This is a genomic window from Parenemella sanctibonifatiensis, from assembly GCF_002250565.1.
Classification (GTDB): domain Bacteria; phylum Actinomycetota; class Actinomycetes; order Propionibacteriales; family Propionibacteriaceae; genus Parenemella; species Parenemella sanctibonifatiensis.
Map to the genome: position 1 here is coordinate 483,847 of NZ_NMVJ01000006.1, position 18,890 is coordinate 502,736.

Annotated in this window: 21 protein-coding genes, 4 tRNA genes and 1 riboswitch; of the genes, 11 read left to right on the top strand and 14 right to left on the bottom strand. The window is 68.2% G+C overall.

What is annotated here, in order from left to right:
• The first annotated feature begins 61 nt into the window (after window positions 1-61).
• From CGZ91_RS06740 to CGZ91_RS06755, 4 genes are read left to right on the top strand one after another with little or no spacing between them, the layout of a single operon-like run.
• Window positions 62-1,120, top strand: coding sequence for a Gfo/Idh/MocA family protein (locus CGZ91_RS06740; protein WP_179229254.1), 1,059 nt, complete (start codon window positions 62-64; stop codon window positions 1,118-1,120).
• Window positions 1,117-2,121, top strand: coding sequence for a Gfo/Idh/MocA family protein (locus CGZ91_RS06745; protein ID WP_094453635.1), 1,005 nt, complete (start codon window positions 1,117-1,119; stop codon window positions 2,119-2,121). The genes CGZ91_RS06740 and CGZ91_RS06745 overlap by 4 nt, the downstream gene beginning before the upstream one ends.
• Before the next feature lie 2 nt (window positions 2,122-2,123).
• Complete coding sequence (locus tag CGZ91_RS06750; protein ID WP_094453637.1) at window positions 2,124-3,017, top strand: alpha/beta hydrolase; 894 nt, start codon at window positions 2,124-2,126, stop codon at window positions 3,015-3,017.
• The gene (locus CGZ91_RS06755; RefSeq protein ID WP_094453639.1) at window positions 3,014-4,006 is read left to right on the top strand and encodes a hydroxyacid dehydrogenase; all 993 of its coding nucleotides are present in this window, start codon (window positions 3,014-3,016) and stop codon (window positions 4,004-4,006) included. Before CGZ91_RS06750 ends, CGZ91_RS06755 begins: the two co-directional genes overlap by 4 nt.
• Window positions 4,007-4,026: 20 nt before the next feature.
• Here CGZ91_RS06755 and CGZ91_RS06760 read toward each other — a convergent pair whose 3' ends face one another.
• The 4 genes from CGZ91_RS06760 to msrB all read right to left on the bottom strand — a co-directional run bounded on the left by CGZ91_RS06760 (window position 4,027) and on the right by msrB (window position 7,660).
• The gene (locus tag CGZ91_RS06760; RefSeq protein WP_094453641.1) at window positions 4,027-5,301 is read right to left on the bottom strand and encodes an AGE family epimerase/isomerase; all 1,275 of its coding nucleotides are present in this window, start codon (window positions 5,299-5,301) and stop codon (window positions 4,027-4,029) included.
• Between the two features lie 26 nt (window positions 5,302-5,327).
• Window positions 5,328-6,572 carry an HRDC domain-containing protein gene (locus tag CGZ91_RS06765; RefSeq protein ID WP_094453643.1) on the bottom strand — a complete coding sequence of 415 codons (1,245 nt, stop codon included), beginning with the start codon at window positions 6,570-6,572 and terminating at the stop codon, window positions 5,328-5,330.
• Window positions 6,569-7,156: a DUF3000 domain-containing protein gene (locus CGZ91_RS06770; RefSeq protein ID WP_094450978.1), complete on the bottom strand. Its 588-nt coding sequence runs from the start codon at window positions 7,154-7,156 to the stop codon at window positions 6,569-6,571. The genes CGZ91_RS06765 and CGZ91_RS06770 overlap by 4 nt, the downstream gene beginning before the upstream one ends.
• Window positions 7,157-7,219: 63 nt before the next feature.
• On the bottom strand, window positions 7,220-7,660 hold the full coding sequence (gene msrB / locus CGZ91_RS06775; protein WP_229116477.1) for a peptide-methionine (R)-S-oxide reductase MsrB: 441 nt from the start codon (window positions 7,658-7,660) through the stop codon (window positions 7,220-7,222).
• 47 nt (window positions 7,661-7,707) lie between these two features.
• Between msrB and CGZ91_RS06780 the strand changes: the two genes are divergently transcribed.
• The gene (locus CGZ91_RS06780) at window positions 7,708-8,796 is read left to right on the top strand and encodes a DNA polymerase domain-containing protein (protein WP_094453647.1); all 1,089 of its coding nucleotides are present in this window, start codon (window positions 7,708-7,710) and stop codon (window positions 8,794-8,796) included.
• A 12-nt stretch (window positions 8,797-8,808) separates the two neighbouring features.
• Here CGZ91_RS06780 and CGZ91_RS06785 read toward each other — a convergent pair whose 3' ends face one another.
• The 3 genes from CGZ91_RS06785 to CGZ91_RS06795 all read right to left on the bottom strand — a co-directional run bounded on the left by CGZ91_RS06785 (window position 8,809) and on the right by CGZ91_RS06795 (window position 10,681).
• On the bottom strand, window positions 8,809-9,168 hold the full coding sequence (locus CGZ91_RS06785) for a DMT family transporter (RefSeq protein ID WP_094453649.1): 360 nt from the start codon (window positions 9,166-9,168) through the stop codon (window positions 8,809-8,811).
• A gap of 1 nt (window position 9,169) precedes the next feature.
• Window positions 9,170-9,484 carry a DMT family transporter gene (locus CGZ91_RS06790; protein ID WP_094453651.1) on the bottom strand — a complete coding sequence of 105 codons (315 nt, stop codon included), beginning with the start codon at window positions 9,482-9,484 and terminating at the stop codon, window positions 9,170-9,172.
• A gap of 14 nt (window positions 9,485-9,498) precedes the next feature.
• Window positions 9,499-9,561, bottom strand: a riboswitch (guanidine-III (ykkC-III) riboswitch).
• 46 nt (window positions 9,562-9,607) lie between these two features.
• Window positions 9,608-10,681, bottom strand: a complete 1,074-nt coding sequence (locus CGZ91_RS06795; RefSeq protein ID WP_094453653.1) for an ATP-dependent DNA ligase — start codon at window positions 10,679-10,681, stop codon at window positions 9,608-9,610.
• Between the two features lie 318 nt (window positions 10,682-10,999).
• Here CGZ91_RS06795 and CGZ91_RS06800 point away from each other — a divergent pair, with 318 nt between their 5' ends.
• The gene (locus CGZ91_RS06800; protein WP_094453655.1) at window positions 11,000-11,875 is read left to right on the top strand and encodes a PPK2 family polyphosphate kinase; all 876 of its coding nucleotides are present in this window, start codon (window positions 11,000-11,002) and stop codon (window positions 11,873-11,875) included.
• Between the two features lie 84 nt (window positions 11,876-11,959).
• On the opposite strand, the gene CGZ91_RS06805 is transcribed toward CGZ91_RS06800, so the two are convergent.
• On the bottom strand, window positions 11,960-12,739 hold the full coding sequence (locus CGZ91_RS06805; protein ID WP_094450971.1) for a sirohydrochlorin chelatase: 780 nt from the start codon (window positions 12,737-12,739) through the stop codon (window positions 11,960-11,962).
• A 417-nt stretch (window positions 12,740-13,156) separates the two neighbouring features.
• Here CGZ91_RS06805 and CGZ91_RS06810 point away from each other — a divergent pair.
• The 4 genes from CGZ91_RS06810 (at window position 13,157) to CGZ91_RS06825 (ending at window position 14,113) form a co-directional block, all read left to right on the top strand.
• Window positions 13,157-13,229: transfer RNA gene (locus CGZ91_RS06810), tRNA-Gly, on the top strand.
• A 46-nt stretch (window positions 13,230-13,275) separates the two neighbouring features.
• Window positions 13,276-13,346, top strand: a tRNA-Cys gene (locus tag CGZ91_RS06815).
• 1 nt (window position 13,347) lies between these two features.
• A tRNA-Val gene (locus tag CGZ91_RS06820) sits at window positions 13,348-13,419 on the top strand.
• 139 nt (window positions 13,420-13,558) lie between these two features.
• On the top strand, window positions 13,559-14,113 hold the full coding sequence (locus CGZ91_RS06825; protein WP_094453657.1) for a pyridoxine/pyridoxamine 5'-phosphate oxidase: 555 nt from the start codon (window positions 13,559-13,561) through the stop codon (window positions 14,111-14,113).
• Window positions 14,114-14,201: 88 nt separating this feature from the next.
• On the opposite strand, the gene CGZ91_RS06830 is transcribed toward CGZ91_RS06825, so the two are convergent.
• Window positions 14,202-14,465 (bottom strand): thioredoxin domain-containing protein, encoded by a 264-nt coding sequence (locus CGZ91_RS06830; RefSeq protein WP_094453658.1) that lies wholly within the window; start codon window positions 14,463-14,465, stop codon window positions 14,202-14,204.
• Between the two features lie 76 nt (window positions 14,466-14,541).
• On the opposite strand from CGZ91_RS06830, the gene CGZ91_RS06835 reads away from it, so the two are divergent.
• Window positions 14,542-14,613: transfer RNA gene (locus CGZ91_RS06835), tRNA-Val, on the top strand.
• Window positions 14,614-14,664: 51 nt separating this feature from the next.
• Here CGZ91_RS06835 and CGZ91_RS06840 read toward each other — a convergent pair.
• The 5 genes from CGZ91_RS06840 to CGZ91_RS06860 form a co-directional block, all read right to left on the bottom strand.
• Complete coding sequence (locus CGZ91_RS06840) at window positions 14,665-15,555, bottom strand: DNA-3-methyladenine glycosylase family protein (RefSeq protein ID WP_094453660.1); 891 nt, start codon at window positions 15,553-15,555, stop codon at window positions 14,665-14,667.
• 103 nt (window positions 15,556-15,658) lie between these two features.
• A complete protein-coding gene (locus CGZ91_RS06845; RefSeq protein WP_144276823.1) occupies window positions 15,659-16,507 on the bottom strand; it encodes a hypothetical protein in 849 nt (282 codons plus the stop codon).
• Complete coding sequence (locus tag CGZ91_RS06850) at window positions 16,504-17,274, bottom strand: amidohydrolase family protein (RefSeq protein WP_179229255.1); 771 nt, start codon at window positions 17,272-17,274, stop codon at window positions 16,504-16,506. The genes CGZ91_RS06845 and CGZ91_RS06850 overlap by 4 nt, the downstream gene beginning before the upstream one ends.
• Window positions 17,271-18,503, bottom strand: a complete 1,233-nt coding sequence (locus CGZ91_RS06855; RefSeq protein WP_094453666.1) for an aminotransferase class III-fold pyridoxal phosphate-dependent enzyme — start codon at window positions 18,501-18,503, stop codon at window positions 17,271-17,273. Before CGZ91_RS06855 ends, CGZ91_RS06850 begins: the two co-directional genes overlap by 4 nt.
• Before the next feature lie 29 nt (window positions 18,504-18,532).
• Complete coding sequence (locus CGZ91_RS06860; RefSeq protein ID WP_094450965.1) at window positions 18,533-18,784, bottom strand: hypothetical protein; 252 nt, start codon at window positions 18,782-18,784, stop codon at window positions 18,533-18,535.
• Window positions 18,785-18,890: the final 106 nt, after the last annotated feature.

Genomic DNA, 18,890 nt, shown 5'->3' on the forward strand with positions numbered 1-18,890 from the left:
TACAGCAAGCGATTGCTACCGGGTGTTGGACCGATTGACAGCAACCAGTGGAGGAGAACGGATGGTGGCCAGCCAGCCCCACCGAGTCGGGCTCATCGGCGTCGGCCCGGGAGGTGATCTGCACGCAGGGGCTTTGCGTCTGATCGCGGACCAGTCCGGGCCTGACGCCGCACCCGCCGAGGTCGTGGCGACCGCCAGCAGCCGGGGCGCGGGGAGCCCGCACTGGCCCGACGCCCGCAAGCTCAGCACCGAGGAGATCGTGGTCGACCCCGACGTGTCGGTCGTGGCGATCTGTACGCCCAGTGACTCCCACGGCGCGCTGACCCTGGCCGCGCTACGGGCCGGCAAGCACGTCGTCGTCGAGAAGCCGATGGCTCTGGACGCTGGCGAAGCCGAGGAGATCGTCGCCGAGGCCGCAGCGCGCAACCTGGTGGTGAGCCCGGTCTCGCAGCGCCGCTTCGAACCGGTCCACCAGAAGATCAAGTCGATGCTCGACAACGGCGACCTGGGCCGCCTCATCCTCGCGGAGAGCTTCCTGCACTGGTGGCGGGACGACGCCTACTACGCCAGCGCCCCGTGGCGCGTCCACCAGGAGCTCGGCGGCGGCTCCCTGATGAATCAGGGCGTCCACAACATCGACCTGCTCGAATGGCTGGTCGGCCCGAGCCGGTCGGTCCAGGCGATGTACGCCACGCTGGGCCACGACATGCCCACCGAGGACACCACGGTGGCCAATGTCGAGCTCGCCGGCCCCGACGGCTCCGGCGCCCTGGGCGTGATCATCACCTCCACCGCCACCTATCCCGGTGAGCCAGCCGAACTGATCCTGCGCACCAGCAAGGGCACGGTCAGGATCGACCAGGAGGGCATCGCCGACTGGAGCATCGACGGTGTCGACCGCCCCGAGGTCGCCAAGGGCCCGCCCTCGGGTGCCAGCGACCCGAGTGCCATCGGTTACACCAGCCACGCCGCCCAGTGGCGTGACGTTCTGGCGGCGATCGACGGCGGCACGGCGCCGCTGCTGGACGCCGAATCCGGCTGGCGCACCGTTCAACTCATGACAGCCATGTACGACTCGGCCGAGACCGGCCACCGCATCACCCTGAAGGAGCACCCATGACCATCCGTACCGTCATCGCCGGCACCGCGCACGGCCACGTCACCTACGCCCTGGACGAGCTCGACGCTCGTGACGACGCCGAGCTGGTGGGCGTCGCCGAAGCCGATCCTGAGCTGCTGGCGCCCTACCGGGACCGGATCGGCGACGTCCCGGTCGCCGATGATCTCGGGGCGCTGCTGGAGCAGGTCGGTGGCGCCGATGTGGTGGTGATCGCCGGCGTGTACACCCGGCGTACCGATGAGGCGATCCGAGCGCTGGAGGCGGGCGCCCATGTGCTGGCCGACAAGCCGATCAGCACCAACCTCGCGGAGTTCACGCGGCTCAAGGAAGCCGCCGAGAAGTCCGGCAAGCACGTCTCGCTGATGTTCGAGAAGCGGGCGTACGCCACCACCCGCGCGCTCAAGGAGATCGTCGACTCCGGCGAGTTGGGCGAGTTGGTCCAGTTCGACACCTCCGGCCCGCACAAGCTGCGCCGGGAGAACCGACCCGACTGGTTCATGTCGCCCGAGGGCTACGGCTCCATCACCGCCGACCTGCCGATCCACGACGTCGACATGGTGCTGTGGCTGACCGGTGCGACTGAGGGCGTCGTGTCCGCGGTCGCCGGACAGGTACGCCAGGCCGACCCGGGCTTCCAGGACCACACCAATGTCCTGCTCCGCGCCGGTGCCGCCACCGCGAGCCTGGAAGCCAACTGGCTCTCACCGGAGGCCGCCCAGATCCATGGCCACTACCGGATGCGGGTCGTCGGTGAGCTCGGCTCGGCCGATGTCGACTGGGCCTACAGCACCCTCCATGTCGCCACCCATGACTCCGACTGGCGCGAGGTCGAACTGCCCGGTGACCCGCCGCGGCAGGCGAAGTACTTCTTCGACGCGCTTGCCGCGGGCACCGAGCCCGAGATCGGGACCGCCGCCAGCCTGCTCGCCACCGAGGTGACCCTGCTGGCGGCCGATTCCGCCGAGCACGACGGCGAGACCCGTCGCTGGCAGGCGAACTGAGCATGACCATCGAGCAAGCCCGTCAGCAGTGGCGCGACGCGCTGGGCATCATCGCCGACCCCGACGCCAGCTGGAGCTGGTCCCGGACCGGCGATGACCGAGCCACCCTCACGATCAACTCGTGGGGGCTGGAGTCGGTGTGTGAGTGGCGTGCCCCGGCCGGTCCGGCGCGAGGCCGCATCGTCATCCCGTTCTACGCCGTCGCCTCGGTCTACGGCGACCCGTCGCCGCGCACCACCCGCCTCGACGAGGTCGGTCGACAACGGCGCCAGTGGGGCACCCACCTGACCGAACGCGGTTTCGAGGTGCTGGTGGTGCCGTGGTGGGCCTGCACCATTGCCACTGCGCAGGGCCGCACCGGCGGTCTGTCCGACCAGTACGGCGAGATCGCCACCGACTGGATCGGCACCGGCAACGGCACCGCCTTGGGCCGGGCGCTGGCGGATCTGGAGCTGGCCATGGACGCCTGCGGTGAACTGACAGAGCTCCCCACGGCAAGTTTCGGGCATTCCTTGGGCGGCAAGTTGTCGCTGTTCTGGGGTGCCCTCGATCCCCGCGTGGACGCGGTGGTCAGCCATGAGCCGGGCCTGGGTTTGGCCCACTCCAACTGGCGCGACCCCTGGTACGTCGGTGACACCGAACTGCCCGCCGACCTGGATGCGCTGGCGGCCCTGGTGGCCCCCAGGCCACTGCTGGTCGTCGGCGGTGGCGACTCGGACGGCGTACAGAATGCCGCACTGGTCGACAGCACCGCCGAGTTGGGACGGACTCACACCGGGTCGGACTGGCTGCCTGGCCACCTGATCCACAACAACGGCCACACCCCGCATGAGCCCGCTCTGGCGGCGATGTACCAGTGGCTGACCGACACTCTCACCGTCAGGAGCACGTCATGACGAGCGTTCTCGTCGCCATCCCCGATGCCACCCTCGAGGTGCTGCTGACCCCGCAAGCGCGGCAGCGTCTCGAAGCCGCCACCGAGGTCTGGTACGCCGGCCCCGGGCCGATCCGCGAACTTCCCGAGGGGACCGCGGACCGGTTCGACGTCGCGATCACCGGCTGGGGTACGCCCGCCAACCAGGACCTGATCGGCTCCAAGTTGCGGCTGCTGGTCCACACGGCCGGGTCCTTTCGCACCATCATTCCGGCCGAGGTGCTGACCAGCGGCGTACGCCTGAGCCAAGCCGGCAGTGACCCGATGGCCAAGGCGGTCGCCGAGGTGGCGCTGTCCCTGGAGTTGATGCTGTTGCGTCACCTGCACTCCTATGACCGGCAGATGCAGACCAGCCGCGACTACAAGGCCTCACGTACGCCCGAGTACGGCGACGACATCGCCACGGTCCGTCACGGCCTGGTGGGGCTGTCGCGGGTCGGGGTCTGGCACGCAAAGATGCTGCACGGTCTGGGTGCCGAGCAGATCGTCGCCTACGACCCCTACTGGGAGGCCGACCAGGCAGCCGAACTCGGCGTACGCCTGGTGGGTTTCGATGAGCTGTTCGCCAACAGCGACGTGGTCGCGATCCACGCCCCGGTCACCGATGACACCCGCGGCATGGTCGGCGCCCGCCAGTTCGCGGCGCTGCCCGATCGCGGCATCGTTGTCAACACCGCCCGGGCGGCGGTCATCGACAACGAGGCGCTGGAAGCGGAGTTGGTGTCAGGTCGGCTCCGCGCCGGGCTGGACGTGTTCGCGGAGGAGCCGCTGCCGTCGTCCTCGAAGCTCTACGGGCTGCCGAACGTCATCCTCACGCCGCACATCGCGGGCGCCACCCGCCAGGCCCGGTTTGCCCAGGGGGAAGCGATGGTCGACGAGGTGCTGCGGTGGGCCGCCGGCGAACCGCTGCAGTTCGAGGTGGATCCCGAGGCGTACGCCCGGCTCTCCTGAGTCCTCCGGATCAGGTCTGATCAGCTGGCCGAGCCGCGCAGTTCGGCCAGCTGCATCAGGTTGCGGCTGATGTGGAAGGGGTCCTTGACTGGCAGGGCGACCACGGTGTCCAACGGTTCGCCGTCGCGTTCGCGGATCTGGATCCACTCCGCGCCTTGGTCGCGACCGGGGAAGGTCTCCATCGTGTAGTCCCAGATGCGCTGGTGCCAGCGCGCCGACAGTTCGTGGCCGTGCCGCTGCGCCGCGAGGGCGGTGACATAGCTGGCCTCGGTGTGAATCCACCACAGCTTGGTGTCCCAGGTCCGCTGCACCAGCGACTCGTACTCGGTGCCGACGGTCGTTCCCTGCGGCTCGCCGCCGTCGCGGTCGACGTAGTGGAGCAGGCCGCCGACCTCGTGGTCCCAGCCCTGCTCGCACAGCACCCCGATGGAGTCCAGGATCTCCTCGGTGCTGGGGCCGCTGCTGCGTTCGGCCCCGTGGCTGGCCAGCAGCTCATCGGACAGCAGCGCCACCCACAACCCTTCCAGCGCGTGCCCGGGCACCCGATGCCGCGCCACCAAGCTTTCCAGCGGATCGGCCGGATCGGTGGGCATCAGTTCGGCGAAGTCACCGCTGGGCTGGCGGTGGGCGAGCATGGTGGTCACGCAGCGCCGCAGCCCCTGCAACACGTCGCCCTGCTGCCGGCCCTGGCGTTCCAGGCTGGAGGCGATCTCCCAGACCGTGTTGGCCAGGATCATCTGCGGGCCGAAGGCGCGATGACCGGCGGGCACGGCGTACGGGGGAGTCGGCGCCGTGCCCTCGGAGATCTCCTGGGAGGCACGTCGCGCCAACCCGACGATGCTGCGGGTCCAATGATCGTCATGGGTGGCGGCGCCGAGTTCAGCCATGCCCATCACCACAAAGAGGTCGGCATACACACTGCGCGGCTGATCCAGCGGCGTACCGTCGCCGGCGACGGCGAAGTGGCAGGTGTCGTCGTCGAGGAGTGCATGCTTGAGGACGAATTCAGCACCGCGCTGGGCGGCCTCGATGAGGTCGTCGGCAGGCACGTCGAGGTCAAGGACGCCCTCGCGAGCCAGGTTGGCGGCCCGGGACAGCAGCCACACGAAGCGGCCCTGCGACCAGGTGTACTTGTCCTCGCTGGCCAGGCGCTGGCCGCGGTTGTCCCAACAGGTGAAGAAGCCGCCACGTTCCCGGTCAATGCCGTTCTCCCACCACCACGGCAGGATCACGGTGCTGAACTCGTTCGCGGCCTGCTGGAGGCTCTGGTCCGACAGTGGACTGGGGTGAGTCATGAGCGACACCGTACCGCGTCGACATCTCAGGAGCTGCGACCCCGACGACTACGGACCACCTCCGGCAGCCCGGAGCGTTCCCCCGCCAGCACTGCGGAAGCCAGCAGCTCGGTGGTCAACTCGATCTGCCAAGGTCGGGCGTTGAGCTGAGCCAAACCAACTGCGAGATCCTCCGGCGGCTTCCACATCAACTGCCGCAACAGATCGGGGGCAAGGATGTTCTCCTGCGGCACCTCGATCTGCTCGGACAGCTCAGTCAAGGCTGCCTTGGCGACGTCGAGGCGATGCGCGGCTCGGGGTGCGCGCCGTTCCCAGTTGCGGTGGTGGGGCGGCCCCGGATTGGGGACGTGGACAGGTGGCAGCTGGGAGGTGCCCAGGTCGCGCGCCTTCGCCAGGGCCGCCTCCCAGTTGGCCCGCCACCGCTTGGCGCCACGATTCTCGTACGCCGCGAGGCCGGTCAGGCTGAGGTGTTCGGCCGCCGCAGAGATCGCCCGATCGGGCAGGATCTTGCTGGGGGAGCGGTCCAGCTTTCGGGCGATCGCATCGCGGGCCAGCCACAACTCCCGGACCGCCGCCAGCTGACGGGGCTTGCGGAGTTGATGCATCCCCGAGGTGCGGCGCCAGTCATCAGGACCGGGCAACTGTCGAGGCGGGACGGCGACGTCGAGTTCGTACTGACATTCCTGGGCCCACCACTCAGCCTTGCCCGCACCGGTCAGTGCATCCGCTTCCTGCGCCAGGAAGGTGTGCAGCAGTTCGACGTCAAGGGCGGCGTACGCCAGCCAGCTGTCGGGCAGTGGCCGTCTGGACCAATCGGCCGCCGAGTGTTCCTTCTTCAGCCGTACGCCGCCGTACACCTCCGCGAGCGACGCCATTCCGACTCGCGGCAGACCCAGGAGCCGGCCGCCCATTTCGGTGTCCCACACCCGGGTCGGGCGCAGGTCCCGCTCCAGCAGGCAGGGCAGGTCCTGGGAGGCCGCGTGCAGAATCCATTCGCGTTGGTTGAGGACCTCGCGCAGCGGCTCCAGCTCGGTGTCGTTGAAGGCGATCGGATCGACCAGCCGGGCCGGGCCGTTGGCGGTGCGCAGTTGGATCAGATAGGCACGGGAGAAGTAGCGATAGCCGTGGGCACGTTCGGTGTCGATCCCGATGGGCAGGGCAGCGTCAGCTCTGAGCAGCTCCGCGGTCTCGGCCAACTGTTCGGCGGTGGTGACGACCGGACCGACCGGCCGAGCAGGCTCGGTCAGCAGTGGCAGTTCGGGATCCGTCACCGTCGCGCTCGACGTGCCTGAAGCGGCACGACTCCGGACGGCAGCGGCGGCAGGCCGGCGACGTGGCAGGCCAGGTCACCCCAGGCCTGCAGATGGTTGTCCAGCCCTTCTCCGTCGACCAGCAGCGGGGTCCAGGAGGCCCGGATCTCGACCTCGGCGGTGGGCGGTTCCTCCGCCAGCCCCCCGAAGGATTCGCTGGCGACCGAGGTGACGGTCCCGCTGGGGGCTTCGTACTCAGCGCCGTGGGAGGCCAACGCGTCCTCGAACCAAGACCAGCCGACCTGGGTCAGCAGTGGGTCGGCGGCGAGTTCGGATTCGATGTCGGCGCGGACGTAGGTGACGCACCGAAAGGTGCCGCCCCAAGCAGGGTTGCCCTGCGGGTCGTGGAGCAGCACGAACCGGCCTGATCCGAGTTCCTCGTCGGCGACCACGATGTCGCAGCTGATCGCCGAGGCATAGGGTGCAATCCGTTGCGGTGGCGGGGTCGCGTCGACCTCGAGTTCAGGTCGCCAAGTGGCGTACCGCATCGCATCGAGGGCACGATCGAACTCTCGAGGCAGGGCGCCAGTAGGCTTCGCGGTCACCCGAAGATCGTAAGCAACCAGCCACCGAAAAACCGGCAGCGACTCACCCGAGCGGCCGGGCCGTCACTTCTGGTGGAGGTCCAAGCTCACCGAGTTGATGCAATAGCGCAGGTCAGTCGGCGTGGGGTAGCCCTCACCCTCGAAGACATGTCCGAGATGGGAGTCGCAGTTGCTGCAGCGGACCTCGATGCGGGGCCGACCCGGCAGCGAATTGTCCTCCACGTAACGGATCTTGTCCTCGGCTGCGGGGGAGTGGAAGCTCGGCCAGCCGCAGTGGGAGGCGAACTTCTCCTCACTGGTGAACAGCACCTCGCCACAGCCGCGGCACTTGTAGTCGCCGGCAGTGGTGGTGTCGTTGTACTCCCCGGTGAAGGGCCGTTCGGTCGCGCCGTGGCGCAGCACCTGATACGACAGGTCGTCGCCGAGCATGGCGCGCCACTGCTCGTCGGTACGGACCACCTTCGGTGCCGCAGGCGTCGGATTCATGCTGGGACGAGTTTGCATGCCCCAACCCTAGTCCGACCCCCAAGCTGGCGGGTAGGTTGAACCGCATGGCGAAGACCCCAGCGGCGATGGTCGAGGTCGGCGAGCGGGAGGTTCGCGTCTCCAGTCCGGATCGGGTCGTCTACGAGGCCACCGGGCGTACGCCCGAGGTCACCAAACTTGAGGTGTGTCAGTTCTTCGCGGACGTCGGCGAGGCCTTCATGAAGGCCAACGGGAATCGACCAGTCGCTCTGGAGCGATGGCCGGGCGGCTGGCGGGAGGGCATGAAGCTCACCGTCGGTCCCGGCGGCCAGCAGCAGGGCGACGGGTTCTATTCCAAGCGCCTGCCCAAGGGAGCGCCGGACTGGGTGGAGACGACCCGGGTCACCACGCCGAACGGGCGACCGATTGACGAGTTGCTCATCACCGAACCGGCCGCGGCAGTCTGGGCGGCCCACATGGGGACGCTGACCTTCCACCCGTGGGCGGTCAGGTCGGGGGACGTCGAGCACCCAGATGAGTTGCGCATCGATCTGGACCCACAGCCCCAGGCCAGTTTCACCGATGTACGCCGGGTGGCGCTGCTGACCCGGGACCTGCTCGCCGAGCTCGGGCTGAAAGCCTTCGCCAAGACCTCGGGCAACCGCGGCATCCACGTCTATCTACGACTGGCGCCCAAGTGGAGTTTCGAGGAGGTTCGCCACGCCGCGATCGGGCTGGGCCGAGCACTGGAGCAGCGCGACGATGCGGTCACCACGAACTGGTGGAAGGAGGAACGCCCCGACACCGCCGTCTTCGTGGACTTCAACCAGAACCTCCGGGACCGGACCGTTGCCGGCGCCTGGAGTCTGCGACCCCGGCCCGGCGCCCCGGTCAGTACGCCGTTGCGGTGGGAGCAGCTCGGCGAGCTCACCGACCCGCGCGAGTTCCACCTGCGTACGGTGCCAGATTTTCTCACCGACGGTGACCCGTGGGCCGACATCGATGATCAGCAACATTCCTTGGAGGCGCTACTGAAGCTGTGGCAGGAACTGCCTGGCGGCGAGTTGAACTTCCCGCCCGACCATCCCAAGATGCCCGGCGAACCGCCCCGGGTGCAGCCCAGCAAGAAGGTCGCCGGGCACTGGGACGAGGACGGCAACCGGGCCGAGAGCTGACCCGGCCCCGCCTCAGGTGGCGTCCGGGTCCCCGGCCCCGGCTGGCTCGGGCTCGCTGTCGCCGACCAGTTTGAGGCCGACCACTGCGCCGATGATGCCGACCAGGAAGATCGCCTTGCCCCAGGTCAGCGACTCGGTTCCGGTGATCACGGCGTACGCCACCGTGAGCGCGGCGCCCGCGCCGGACCAGACGGCGTACGCGGTGCCAATCGGGATCGTTCTGGCGGCATGGGCCAGGCCCCACATGCTGCCAGCAAGGGCGACAAAGAAGACGATGCTGGGGACCAGTTCGGTGAATCCGTTCGACGCTCCCATGGCAGTGGCCCAGACCGCCTCGAGGACGGCGCTGGCCAGCAGAATCACCCATGCCATCTCAGCTCACCACCTTGAGACCGCCCACGGAACCGATCAGCAGCACCAGCAAGCCGATGCGGATCAGGGTGGGGCGTTCCTGCTTGGTCACGAAGGCCCACAGCACGGTGAGGCTCGCGCCGATGCCGACCCAGACGGCGTACGCGGTACCGGTCGGGATGGTCTGCATCGCCCACGCCAAGCCGCCCATGCTGATGATCTGGGCGACGGCAAAAAGGACGCTGGGACGCCATTTGGTGAAGCCGTGGGAGGCGCCCAGCGCCGCTGCCCACACCGCCTCGAATGCTCCGGAAACGACGAGAATGACCCAGTCCATGCGACAACAACTCCTGCGAGTCAGTCTTGTCGCGTTGCGGGTACTGCTCCCTCGTCCGCGGGCCGATCGGGCCCTGCAGGGAATTCTATCCGATCAGCCGGCGCGGGCCAGTTCACCTGTCACTCAGTCGGCGAGCAGCTCGGCCAGGTCGAAACGCACCGGCACCTCGAGCTGGTCAAAGGTGCAGTCTTGGGCCGGCTTGTCCTGACGCCAGCGACGGAACTGCCCGTTGTGCCGAAAGCGGGTGCCCTCCATCTGGTCGTAGCCGACCTCCACCACCAACTCCGGCGGCACCAGGTGCAGTTCCTTCACCTCGGTGGTCCAGCGGCTCACCGAGCCGGGACGACGGGCCCCGCCGGGCTGTTGCGGCTGCGCCCACGGATGCTGCTGCCATTCCTCGCTGTCCGGGGTGAGAGTGATCTCGGCGAGGCTGGCGGCGAACTCGGCACGGACCTTCTCGGGGAAGGCGGATGCCGCGCCCACCCAAGCCAGGTCACCATCGGCGTCGTAGAGGCCCAGCTGCAGGGAGCCCAACAGCGGCCGTTGCGGGGTGGAGTTCTTGTGGAGTTTGTACGCCCCCACAACGCAGTCAGCCTCCCGGCCATGCTTGACCTTGACCATGGCACGGACGTTGGGCTGATAGGTGCCGTCCAGTGGCTTGGCGATGACGCCGTCCAGGCCGGCGCCCTCGAACTCGTTGAACCACTGCTGGGCCAGTTCGAGATCGGTGGTCATCGGAGTGAGGTGAATGGGCGCGTCAGCAGTGCTGAGGGCGCGTTCCAGCAGCGTGCGACGTTCGGTGTGAGGGAGCTCCATGACCGACCGGTCGTCCAGTGCCAACACGTCCCAGACCACCATCGAGGCGGGGATCTCAGCGGACAGCTTGGCGATCCGGGAGGCCGCGGGATGGATCCGCTCGGTCAGCGCGACGAAGTTGAGCCGGTCGCCGTCGACGATGATGATCTCGCCGTCGAGCACGCAGCGGTGCGGGGTGTTGTCCAGCAGCGATTCGATCAGCTCAGGAAAGTACTGGGTCAGCTGCTTGCCCGACCGACTCCACAACTCGACGTCATCACGGTCCCGGAAGACCAGGCAACGAAAGCCGTCCCACTTCGGCTCGTAGGCCATGTCGGCCGGAATCCGGGCCGCAGGCTTGGCGAGCATCGGCTTGATCGGGGGCTGCAACGGGAACGGCATTGGTTCAGTTTGCCCCACTCGCGCCGCCCGCGCTGGCGGTCACACCGCTCACCAAGGCGAGAAGGAGCAGGTCAATCGCCACCAGTGGGATCGGCAGGTCGCCGACGTGGCCCCATACCCACCTTGCGCCAGCGAGGTACGGCTGTTTGCGAAGAAATCGACGCGGAGCCGGAGACCCACAGCTGATCGGGGGTAGCGGCTGTGGGTCCGGGGCGGTGGAGAGCCAGCTGACCGATCGGTGCGGTGACGCAGCGACCCCAACAACCTGGGTCACAGGGTGGTGCGCGAGCGACATCGCAGGTGCGGCAGACTGGGCCGATGGGATCTGATCGTGATGAAGCGCAGCCGACCGAGCCTCTCAGGGAACTCCTGCGCGCCCCGCAGGGCAAGGTCGATCTGTCAACCATCGACCCCCGTGGCACAGCCGGCTATCCGGGCAAGGGCAAGAAGGACGTCGACGACATCGTCGCCGAGCTGGCACCGCGCTTGTCCGACCTGCAGGAGCAGCTCTACGCCGCGGGCCGCGCCGACGAACCGGACGCGCGCTCGGTGCTGGTGATCCTGCAGGGTCTGGACACCTCCGGCAAGGGTGGCGTCATCCGTCACGCCATGGGCCTGGTGGATCCCCAGGGGATCGCGCTGCGGGCCTTCAAGCAGCCCACCAAGGAGGAGCTGTCGCACCACTTCCTGTGGCGGATCCGCAAGGCACTGCCCGAGCCCGGCATGATCGGTGTGTTCGACCGTTCCCAGTACGAGGACGTGCTGGCTGTACGCGTCCTGGAGCTCGTCCCGGAGTCCGAATGGCGGCCCCGCTTCGAGGAGATCAACGCCTTCGAGGCGAAGCTGATCGAATCAGGCACCACGGTGATCAAGTGCTTCCTGCACATTTCTTCGGACGAACAGAAGGAGCGACTGGCGGAGCGGCTTGACCGGCCCGACAAGTACTGGAAGTACAGCCCCGGCGACATCGACACCCGCGCCCAGTGGCCGGCCTACGTCGAGGCGTACGAGGAGGCCATCGAGCAGTGCAACACCGAAGCGGCGCCCTGGTTCATCGTGCCCTCGGACCGCAAGTGGTACCGGAACTGGGCCGTCGCGCAGCTCCTGCGCGAGCACTTGGAAGCGATGGACCTGAGCTGGCCAGAGGCCGACTTCGACGTCGAAACCGAGAAGAAGCGGCTGGCTGCGACCTGAGTCGGCAGGGTCGGGATCACCCGCACGCTCAGTGTGGACCATCGGCCCCTCACCGTGAGAGGCCGATGGCTCGGGACGACTGGATCAGCTGACGACGCGCAGGTCCGGCTTGCTCACTTTGGGTTGCGGCCGCTCCGGGGCGATCTCGACAAGATCCATCGCGGCATACGCGTAGCGGGCCAGGATCAGGTCGACCAATTCGGGCTCGTCACCGAGCGGCTCGGCCATGACAGCGCCCATCCGGTTGGCCTGTTCCTTCTGCAACTGGAAGTTGCTGTCAGCTCCCAAGAAGAGCGATCCGACGGCGAGGTGACGTCGACCTTGGGCGCGCAGTGAAGCGAGCGCGTTGGCGGTGGACACCTCGGTGGTGTTCGCCGTGACGCAGGGGAGGTGGTGCTGGTGCGACCATTGCCGCGCGCGGCGGGCCAGCAGGCCGGAACCGCGGACATCGGCGCCGGGCTCGGCTGCCAGGACCAGACCATCCAGTTCCCGTGCGCGGGCGTCGCGCAGCGCAGCGCGCAACCGCCGGTTGATGGCGCCCAAGAGCATCGCGGAGGGGCCAATCGGCCGAGCGGTCGCGATCCGGACGTTGGTGGACACTGCGGTGACCGCGGCCACGGCGGCGTTGATCCGGTCGCTGGTCTGAGTCGCGGCGGCCAGCTGCATCGGGACGATGACGACCTCGCCGCTGTCACTACCGAGGTTGACCACGGCCTGCTGCAGGGACTTCTCATTGACCGAGGCGGCGCCCACCCGATGCTGGGACCGCATCTTCTGAATTCGGTCGCGGAGCTCATACATGACGCGCGACACCCGCAGGTCGTCAGTTCGGTCCGTCAACAAGACGATGGCCGGCGCAGTCATGGCTGCCTCCCCGTCACTCGTGGTGGTTGCGCCCACTCAATCCCCGACCGGGGTGGCAGCGCAAGTTCATTCTCAGAATATAAGACGCTGTCTCATTTGTCGAACATCCTGGGTGGATGGCGCGGCGAAGCGACTGCAGGCCGCCTGCACACCTCCAGCCTCACGTAGTTGGGCAGCAGAAACCGGCGAGAGGACCTGCACAGCCACTGCCTGCAGCGATTGCGCCGTCGACCGGCGTACGCCACCAGGCCGGCCAGCCCACGGCCTGCCGACCTTGGCGGCAGGCGGGCCAATCCACCCATGCACGGGCCTGAACCAGGGGGCAGTACGACACTCGGGACAATCGATTTGTGCACCGCGCTCAGGATGGGCTATGTTTCTGGTCGCGCCTGATCCGGGAAACGGAGCAGATCGCATGCGGACGTGGCTCAGCTGGTAGAGCATCACCTTGCCAAGGTGAGGGTCGCGGGTTCGAATCCCGTCGTCCGCTCGGAGGGTCTCGCACATCCACGCGTGACGGGGGTAACCCCCTCCAGGGTGGGTTGGCCGAGAGGCGAGGCAACGGACTGCAAATCCGTTTACACCGGTTCGAATCCGGTACCCACCTCGGGCGGTTGGCGCAGCGGTAGCGCACTTCCCTGACACGGAAGGGGTCGCCAGTTCGATCCTGGCATCGCCCACACAGAAAATCCCCTCCGGGGGATTTTTTGCTTTTCCGGGGGACCGGTGACGTTCCCGCGGGAACGTCACACGCCGGAACAGGATCGGCGACGGGAACCCTCGCAGCAGCCCACGCCCAGGGTGACGCAGGATGGTGACATGACTGATCTTGCCGCCCGGCTCCGCCGCTTGCCCGCCTTTCCCGCGGACATGCCCGACCTCGATCCGAGCGCGGCCCCCGATGAGCCGGCCGACCTGTTCCTGTCGTGGCTGGAGGACGCGATCGCCAGCGGTGCACGCCAACCCCATGCGATGACGTTTCAGACCAACGCTGAGGGGCCCGTCGGGCGTACGTTGATCCTCAAGGACCTCGACGACCGCGGCCTGCACGTCTCGACCCACCGCACCTCCCGGAAGGGCCAGCAGCTCGCCGTCGACCCGCGGGCTGCGATGACCTTCTTCTGGCGCGAGAGCGGCCGGCAGGTGCAGGTCGGCGGCCATGTCATTGGCCTCGATGAGGAGACCTCCCAGGCCGACTGGCGAGCCCGCCCCAGCTACACCGGTGAGCCCAATCCGGACTGGCAGGTGTACGCCTTGCAGCCCCATTGGTGGGAGTTCACCCAATCCCGCCATGACCGGCGCCACGTCCGGATCGGCTACCTGCGGGAGGGGACTGGCTGGGTCCACGGGCCCGTGACCACCGCTGCCGGCTGACGGGCCAGCCGCCGCGGCGCCAGCACCGACGTTCCCGCGGGAACGTCGGCGCCCGTCAGTCCAACAGTCCCGTCACTCGAGCACTGCGTCAGGCCAACAACTGCGCGGCGGCGGTCAGCACCTGCGGCACCGTCGGCACGCCGATGGCACGGAAGCGCACCTGGCCCTGGTGGTCCCGCAAGATCACGGTGGGGGTGGAGCGAATGTCGGCGGCCTCGGCACGGTCCGGTTCCGATTCGATCGGCAGCTCGGTGACCGTAGCGCCGGGCACCAGGCGTACGGCATCGTCCAGCACCCGCCGAGTCGTCCGGCAGGCGCCGCAGAAGGACGATGTGTACAGCTCGAATTCCACGGCTCCACGATACGCAGCAAGGAAAGACCGTGTGGTTTGGCGCCACCGCTTCCGGTGCACTACAGTGGGCCGTCGCGGGCGATTGGCGCAGCGGTAGCGCACTTCGTTCACACCGAAGGGGTCACTGGTTCGAACCCAGTATCGCCCACCGCGAGGATTTGGCTCCTGACTCGATCAACGGGGCAGGAGTTTCTTTGTTTCAACCCTCGGCGGCCAACTGCCACAGATGGGTCGCGGCGTACGAGCGCCAGGGCCGGGCCGCAGACACCAACTCGGCCAGGTCGCCCTCGAGCCCGATCCGGCGGGCGGCACGGATCAGCGCGACATCCCTGGGCGGCACCACATCGGTGTGGCCGCACCGCAACGCGACATAGTCGGCGGTCCACGGTCCGATCCCGCGGACGGTCAGGAGCCGTTCCCGCAGATCGCCCTGGTCGCGCGGCTGGCCCGCTTTCATGGGCAGCTCGGCCACCATCGCCAGGCCCGCGGCGATGCTGGCGCGACGGGCAGCAGGGCCCCGGTACCAGTCCTGATTCGCGGCCGGCACAGCCGGATCGAACACCCGGGTCAGCCCTCGACCCAGCGCCAGCTCGCCATCGGCCAGCTCTTCGGGCAGGGGAGGGCACAGCTGCGCCATCCGCCCCAACTGCTGCACGGCCGACGCCACGCTCACCTGCTGCCCCACAATCGCGCGCAGCACCATCTCGGGCAGTGACGCCGTCCCGGGCACCCGTACGCCGGGACGCGCCAGGACCGCCGGCACCAGTTCGGGAACCTGCATCAGGGCCGGCTCGATCACCGCCGGATCCGCCGCGGCATCGACCAGCCGCTCCGCCACCGCCACGGCCTCGGCACCGTCCTGCGGATCGGTTGACTGGGCGCGCACCTGTACTGCCGCGTCGGCCTCGCCACAACTGAGTTCGATCACGCCGGGGCCACCGGACAGTGCCAGCGTGCGGGCGTACGCGGGCGCGGCGCCCAGGTGTCCACTCCATTCGATTCCAGGGATCAATCGGGGCCGGAACCACGCGATCACCCCGGCCCAATCGAAGGGTTGCCGCACCGGGATGCGGACGATCAGATCACCCATCTGACCAGCTTCTCAGACGCTTCGGCATTGCCACGGGGGCGGGTCGACTCCGAGCCGGTGCCGCCCCAACCGACCCCGCGAACCGGAGTTGCTGCCACTCGCGTCAGCCGCTTGAGCGGGGCGCTGCGACACGCCCGAGAACGCGGCCGGCGTTGCCGGCTGCCGCGGCGAGCCGCTCGGCAGCGCTGATCCGCGCCGTGGCGAGCTGATACGCGCTGGCGACGGCGTCCTGGCCTGGCTGGCAGGTCCCGTACGCCAGCAGGTCGCCCCACTGCTCAGTCATCATTCGCAGCGCAGCGACCGGCCCGTTCATCCGCCAGGTGTCGACGAGAATGCCGCTCAGGTCGTGCCCGTGGTCCAGACAGGAGTGCACCTCGGGCCAGTCGTACGTCCGCAACCCACTGATGACCACCGGTGCGGCCCCAGCAAGCCGAAGAAAGTTGGCCACCTCGGCTGCCGACCAGTCCGTGAAGGCATAGCGCGGATGCCGTTCCCGGGGATCATCCATCGTGGTGAGCAGGTGCAGCGCCAGCTCCGCCTCCTGCGCCGCCGTCGCGAGCTCTGCGAGGGCCGGGTGATCGGCGTCATAGCCATGACAGCCGGGCGTCAGGCGTATGCCGGTCGCACCCTCCTCGAGAGCCCACTCAAGCTCGGCCTCCCAGCCAGGCTCGCTGGGATTGAGGACTGGCGTGAACCACAGCCTGGCGTCCCCGGCGATCGCTTCGGCAAGAGCCTCGTTGCCGGTCCGGGTGTCGAAACCGAAGACGGAGGCCAGATGGCTCACACAGACACCGGCCAAGCCCAGCCGGTCGGCCTGTCGTCCCAGCCCGGCGACGTCGATGGTCGCCGCCAGCCGCCAGGGCGATGTGCCCACGAACGCCGTGACGTCGATCCCGCCGAGCTCAGCAAAACGCTCCAGCGGTGCATCACTCATCGATGTACGTGAACTCATCGGCGTACCTCGGCGAGCAGGCGCTGCATGGTGCCTCCCATGACGAGCGCGGCATCCTCGGCCGGAAGATCGGCCGAGACCACCTTGCCGATGTTGTGAGCCAGGCAGTTGCCGTGCATGTCGGAACCGAACACCACCCGTTCGGGGCCGAGCCGTTCCACCGCCATCCGCACCGCGCCGCTGCTGTTGAGCGTGCCAGAGGTGTCGGTGAGGACATTGGCGTACGGAGCGATCGTCGTCATGGCGCTCTCCACCTGCCCGCCCAGATGCGCCATGATGATTCGCGCGTCCGGGTGACGTGCCGCGATCGACGCGATGTGGGCTGCCGTCGTCTCATACGGCCCCTGACCCACCGTCTTTCGCCAGGCATGCATGAGTATCGGCATCCGGTGTTCGACCGCCAACTCGACGAAGGGATCAACTCGCGGGTCATCAGCGGTGGTCGCAATCCACAGCTTGATGCCGACCATGCCCTCGGCGATGTTGCGGCGCAGATCTGCCAACCCCTCGGCGCCGTGGCGTGGGTTGACGTAGCAGTAGCACTCCACGAGATCGGGGCGGCGCTGCCGAACCGCGAGCAGGTCCGCATTGGCCTGCCGGACCTGCTCGAAGCTGGGGAAGGCGCGGAAGTTCGCGATCGACGAGACCACGATCCGGTCGACCCCATGGGCCTCACACTCCTCCTCGACGCCAGGGTCCAACTCGGCGCCGTGCAGGTGGGCATGGGCGTCGATCACCACCGGCGGGCCTTCGACGTCGAGGCTCACAAGCCCGCCGCCACGGCGTCGCACGCTTGGCCCAAGCGCTCCAGCGTGTCGGTGATGTCGGCGTCGGTGTGGGAGAAGTTGACGTAGGAGACCGGGCTGAGCGACACGCCGTGGCGGAAGGCGGCCCGGTTGAAGGCATCAAGTACGCCGGGAGTGTCGTCGGTCGCCCGCAGGGTGGGGCAGGGTGGCAGTCCGAGGGACACCAGCGGCAGACCGCGCTCGGTGAACATCGCGTTGACTCCCTCCCACAACGTTGTGCCCTGGCGCCACAGGTGACCCACGACATCGTGGCTGGTGTAGGTCTCCATGGCTGCGGCCGCCGCGGCCAGCGTCAACAGCTCGCCGCCGAAGGTCGAGGAGATCGTGACCTGACCCGGACCGCAGGACTTCATCACTTCGCCTCGGCCGGCGTACACCCCGATCGGCATGCCGTTGGCCATGCCCTTGCCGAAGACAACCAGGTCGGCGTTGGCGGCGAAGCGTTCGTTCACGCCCCCGACAGCGATCCGGAATCCGGTGACGATCTCATCGAGCACCAGCAAGGTGCCGTGCCGGTTGAGCAGTTCACGCAGCTGCGGATAGTAGCTGTCGCCCTCACCCATCCGGGCGTAGTCGGCGGCCACCACCACCGCAGCGACCTGACCCTCGTGCGCGGTCAACACCTGCTCCACCGCAGCCAGGTCGCCCCAGGGAGTCGGGTGGTGCAGGTCGGCCAGCGCCTTCGGCACCCCGGCGGGCGCCGAGGCGATCTGACCGGGCAGGGCCGCCGCACCGGCGCCGAGGCTGTTGAGCCACCCGTTGTAGCCGATCTGGATGATGTGGTCGCGGCCGGTGTGGTGGCGCGCGATCCGGATCGCAGCTGAGATGGCCTCACCGCCGGTCTTGACGAACCGGGCCTGGTCCATGCCAGGCACGAGCTCACAGAAGCGTTCGGCGACCTCGGCCTCGAGCGGGGACGGGTGGCCGAAGATGATGCCGCGGTCGAGTTGAGCACGGATCGCATCGTCAACCGCCGGGAAGCGGTAGCCCAGCGTGATCGGCCCCAGCGAGTTGCGGTAGTCGATGAACTCTCGACCCTGGTCGTCCCACACGCGGCAACCGTCGCCCCGGACGATGACCTCGGGTTCTTCTGGCAGGTACTTCGGTGACTTCGAGGCGGTGCTGGAGCCGAAGGGCATGATCGCGTGAAGGCGCTCATCCCAGCCGGCGTGAGTGGTCACGGTGGTCATCTGAGGCAGTGCTCCTGTCGAATCGGTGGTCAGGTCCAGGCCCACGTGGGGCCCACGTCGCTCTTGTCGAGCGGGCGCGTGGTGAGGTTGTATCGAAGCGGGCTGGCCTCGGAGTAGCGGTAGGTGCCGTCTGGCTGCTGCACCAAGCCTGGGTCGGCGATCTCGATGCCCTCGACATCCTCGAGTCCGGCAAGGTTGCCACCCAGGAATGCACCGACCAGGCCGAGGAACCCGCGACGGGAGGGAGTCGGAGAGGATGTGCAAGGGTCATGTCGCTCCATGGGGACCACCTCATTGCGGTTGCTGGTAGCGGACGCCCGCAGCCTATGTCTCTCCCAACACTCGGTCAAGGCCGGGTCGACTCCGGGAAACCCTTCTCCAGCCGCC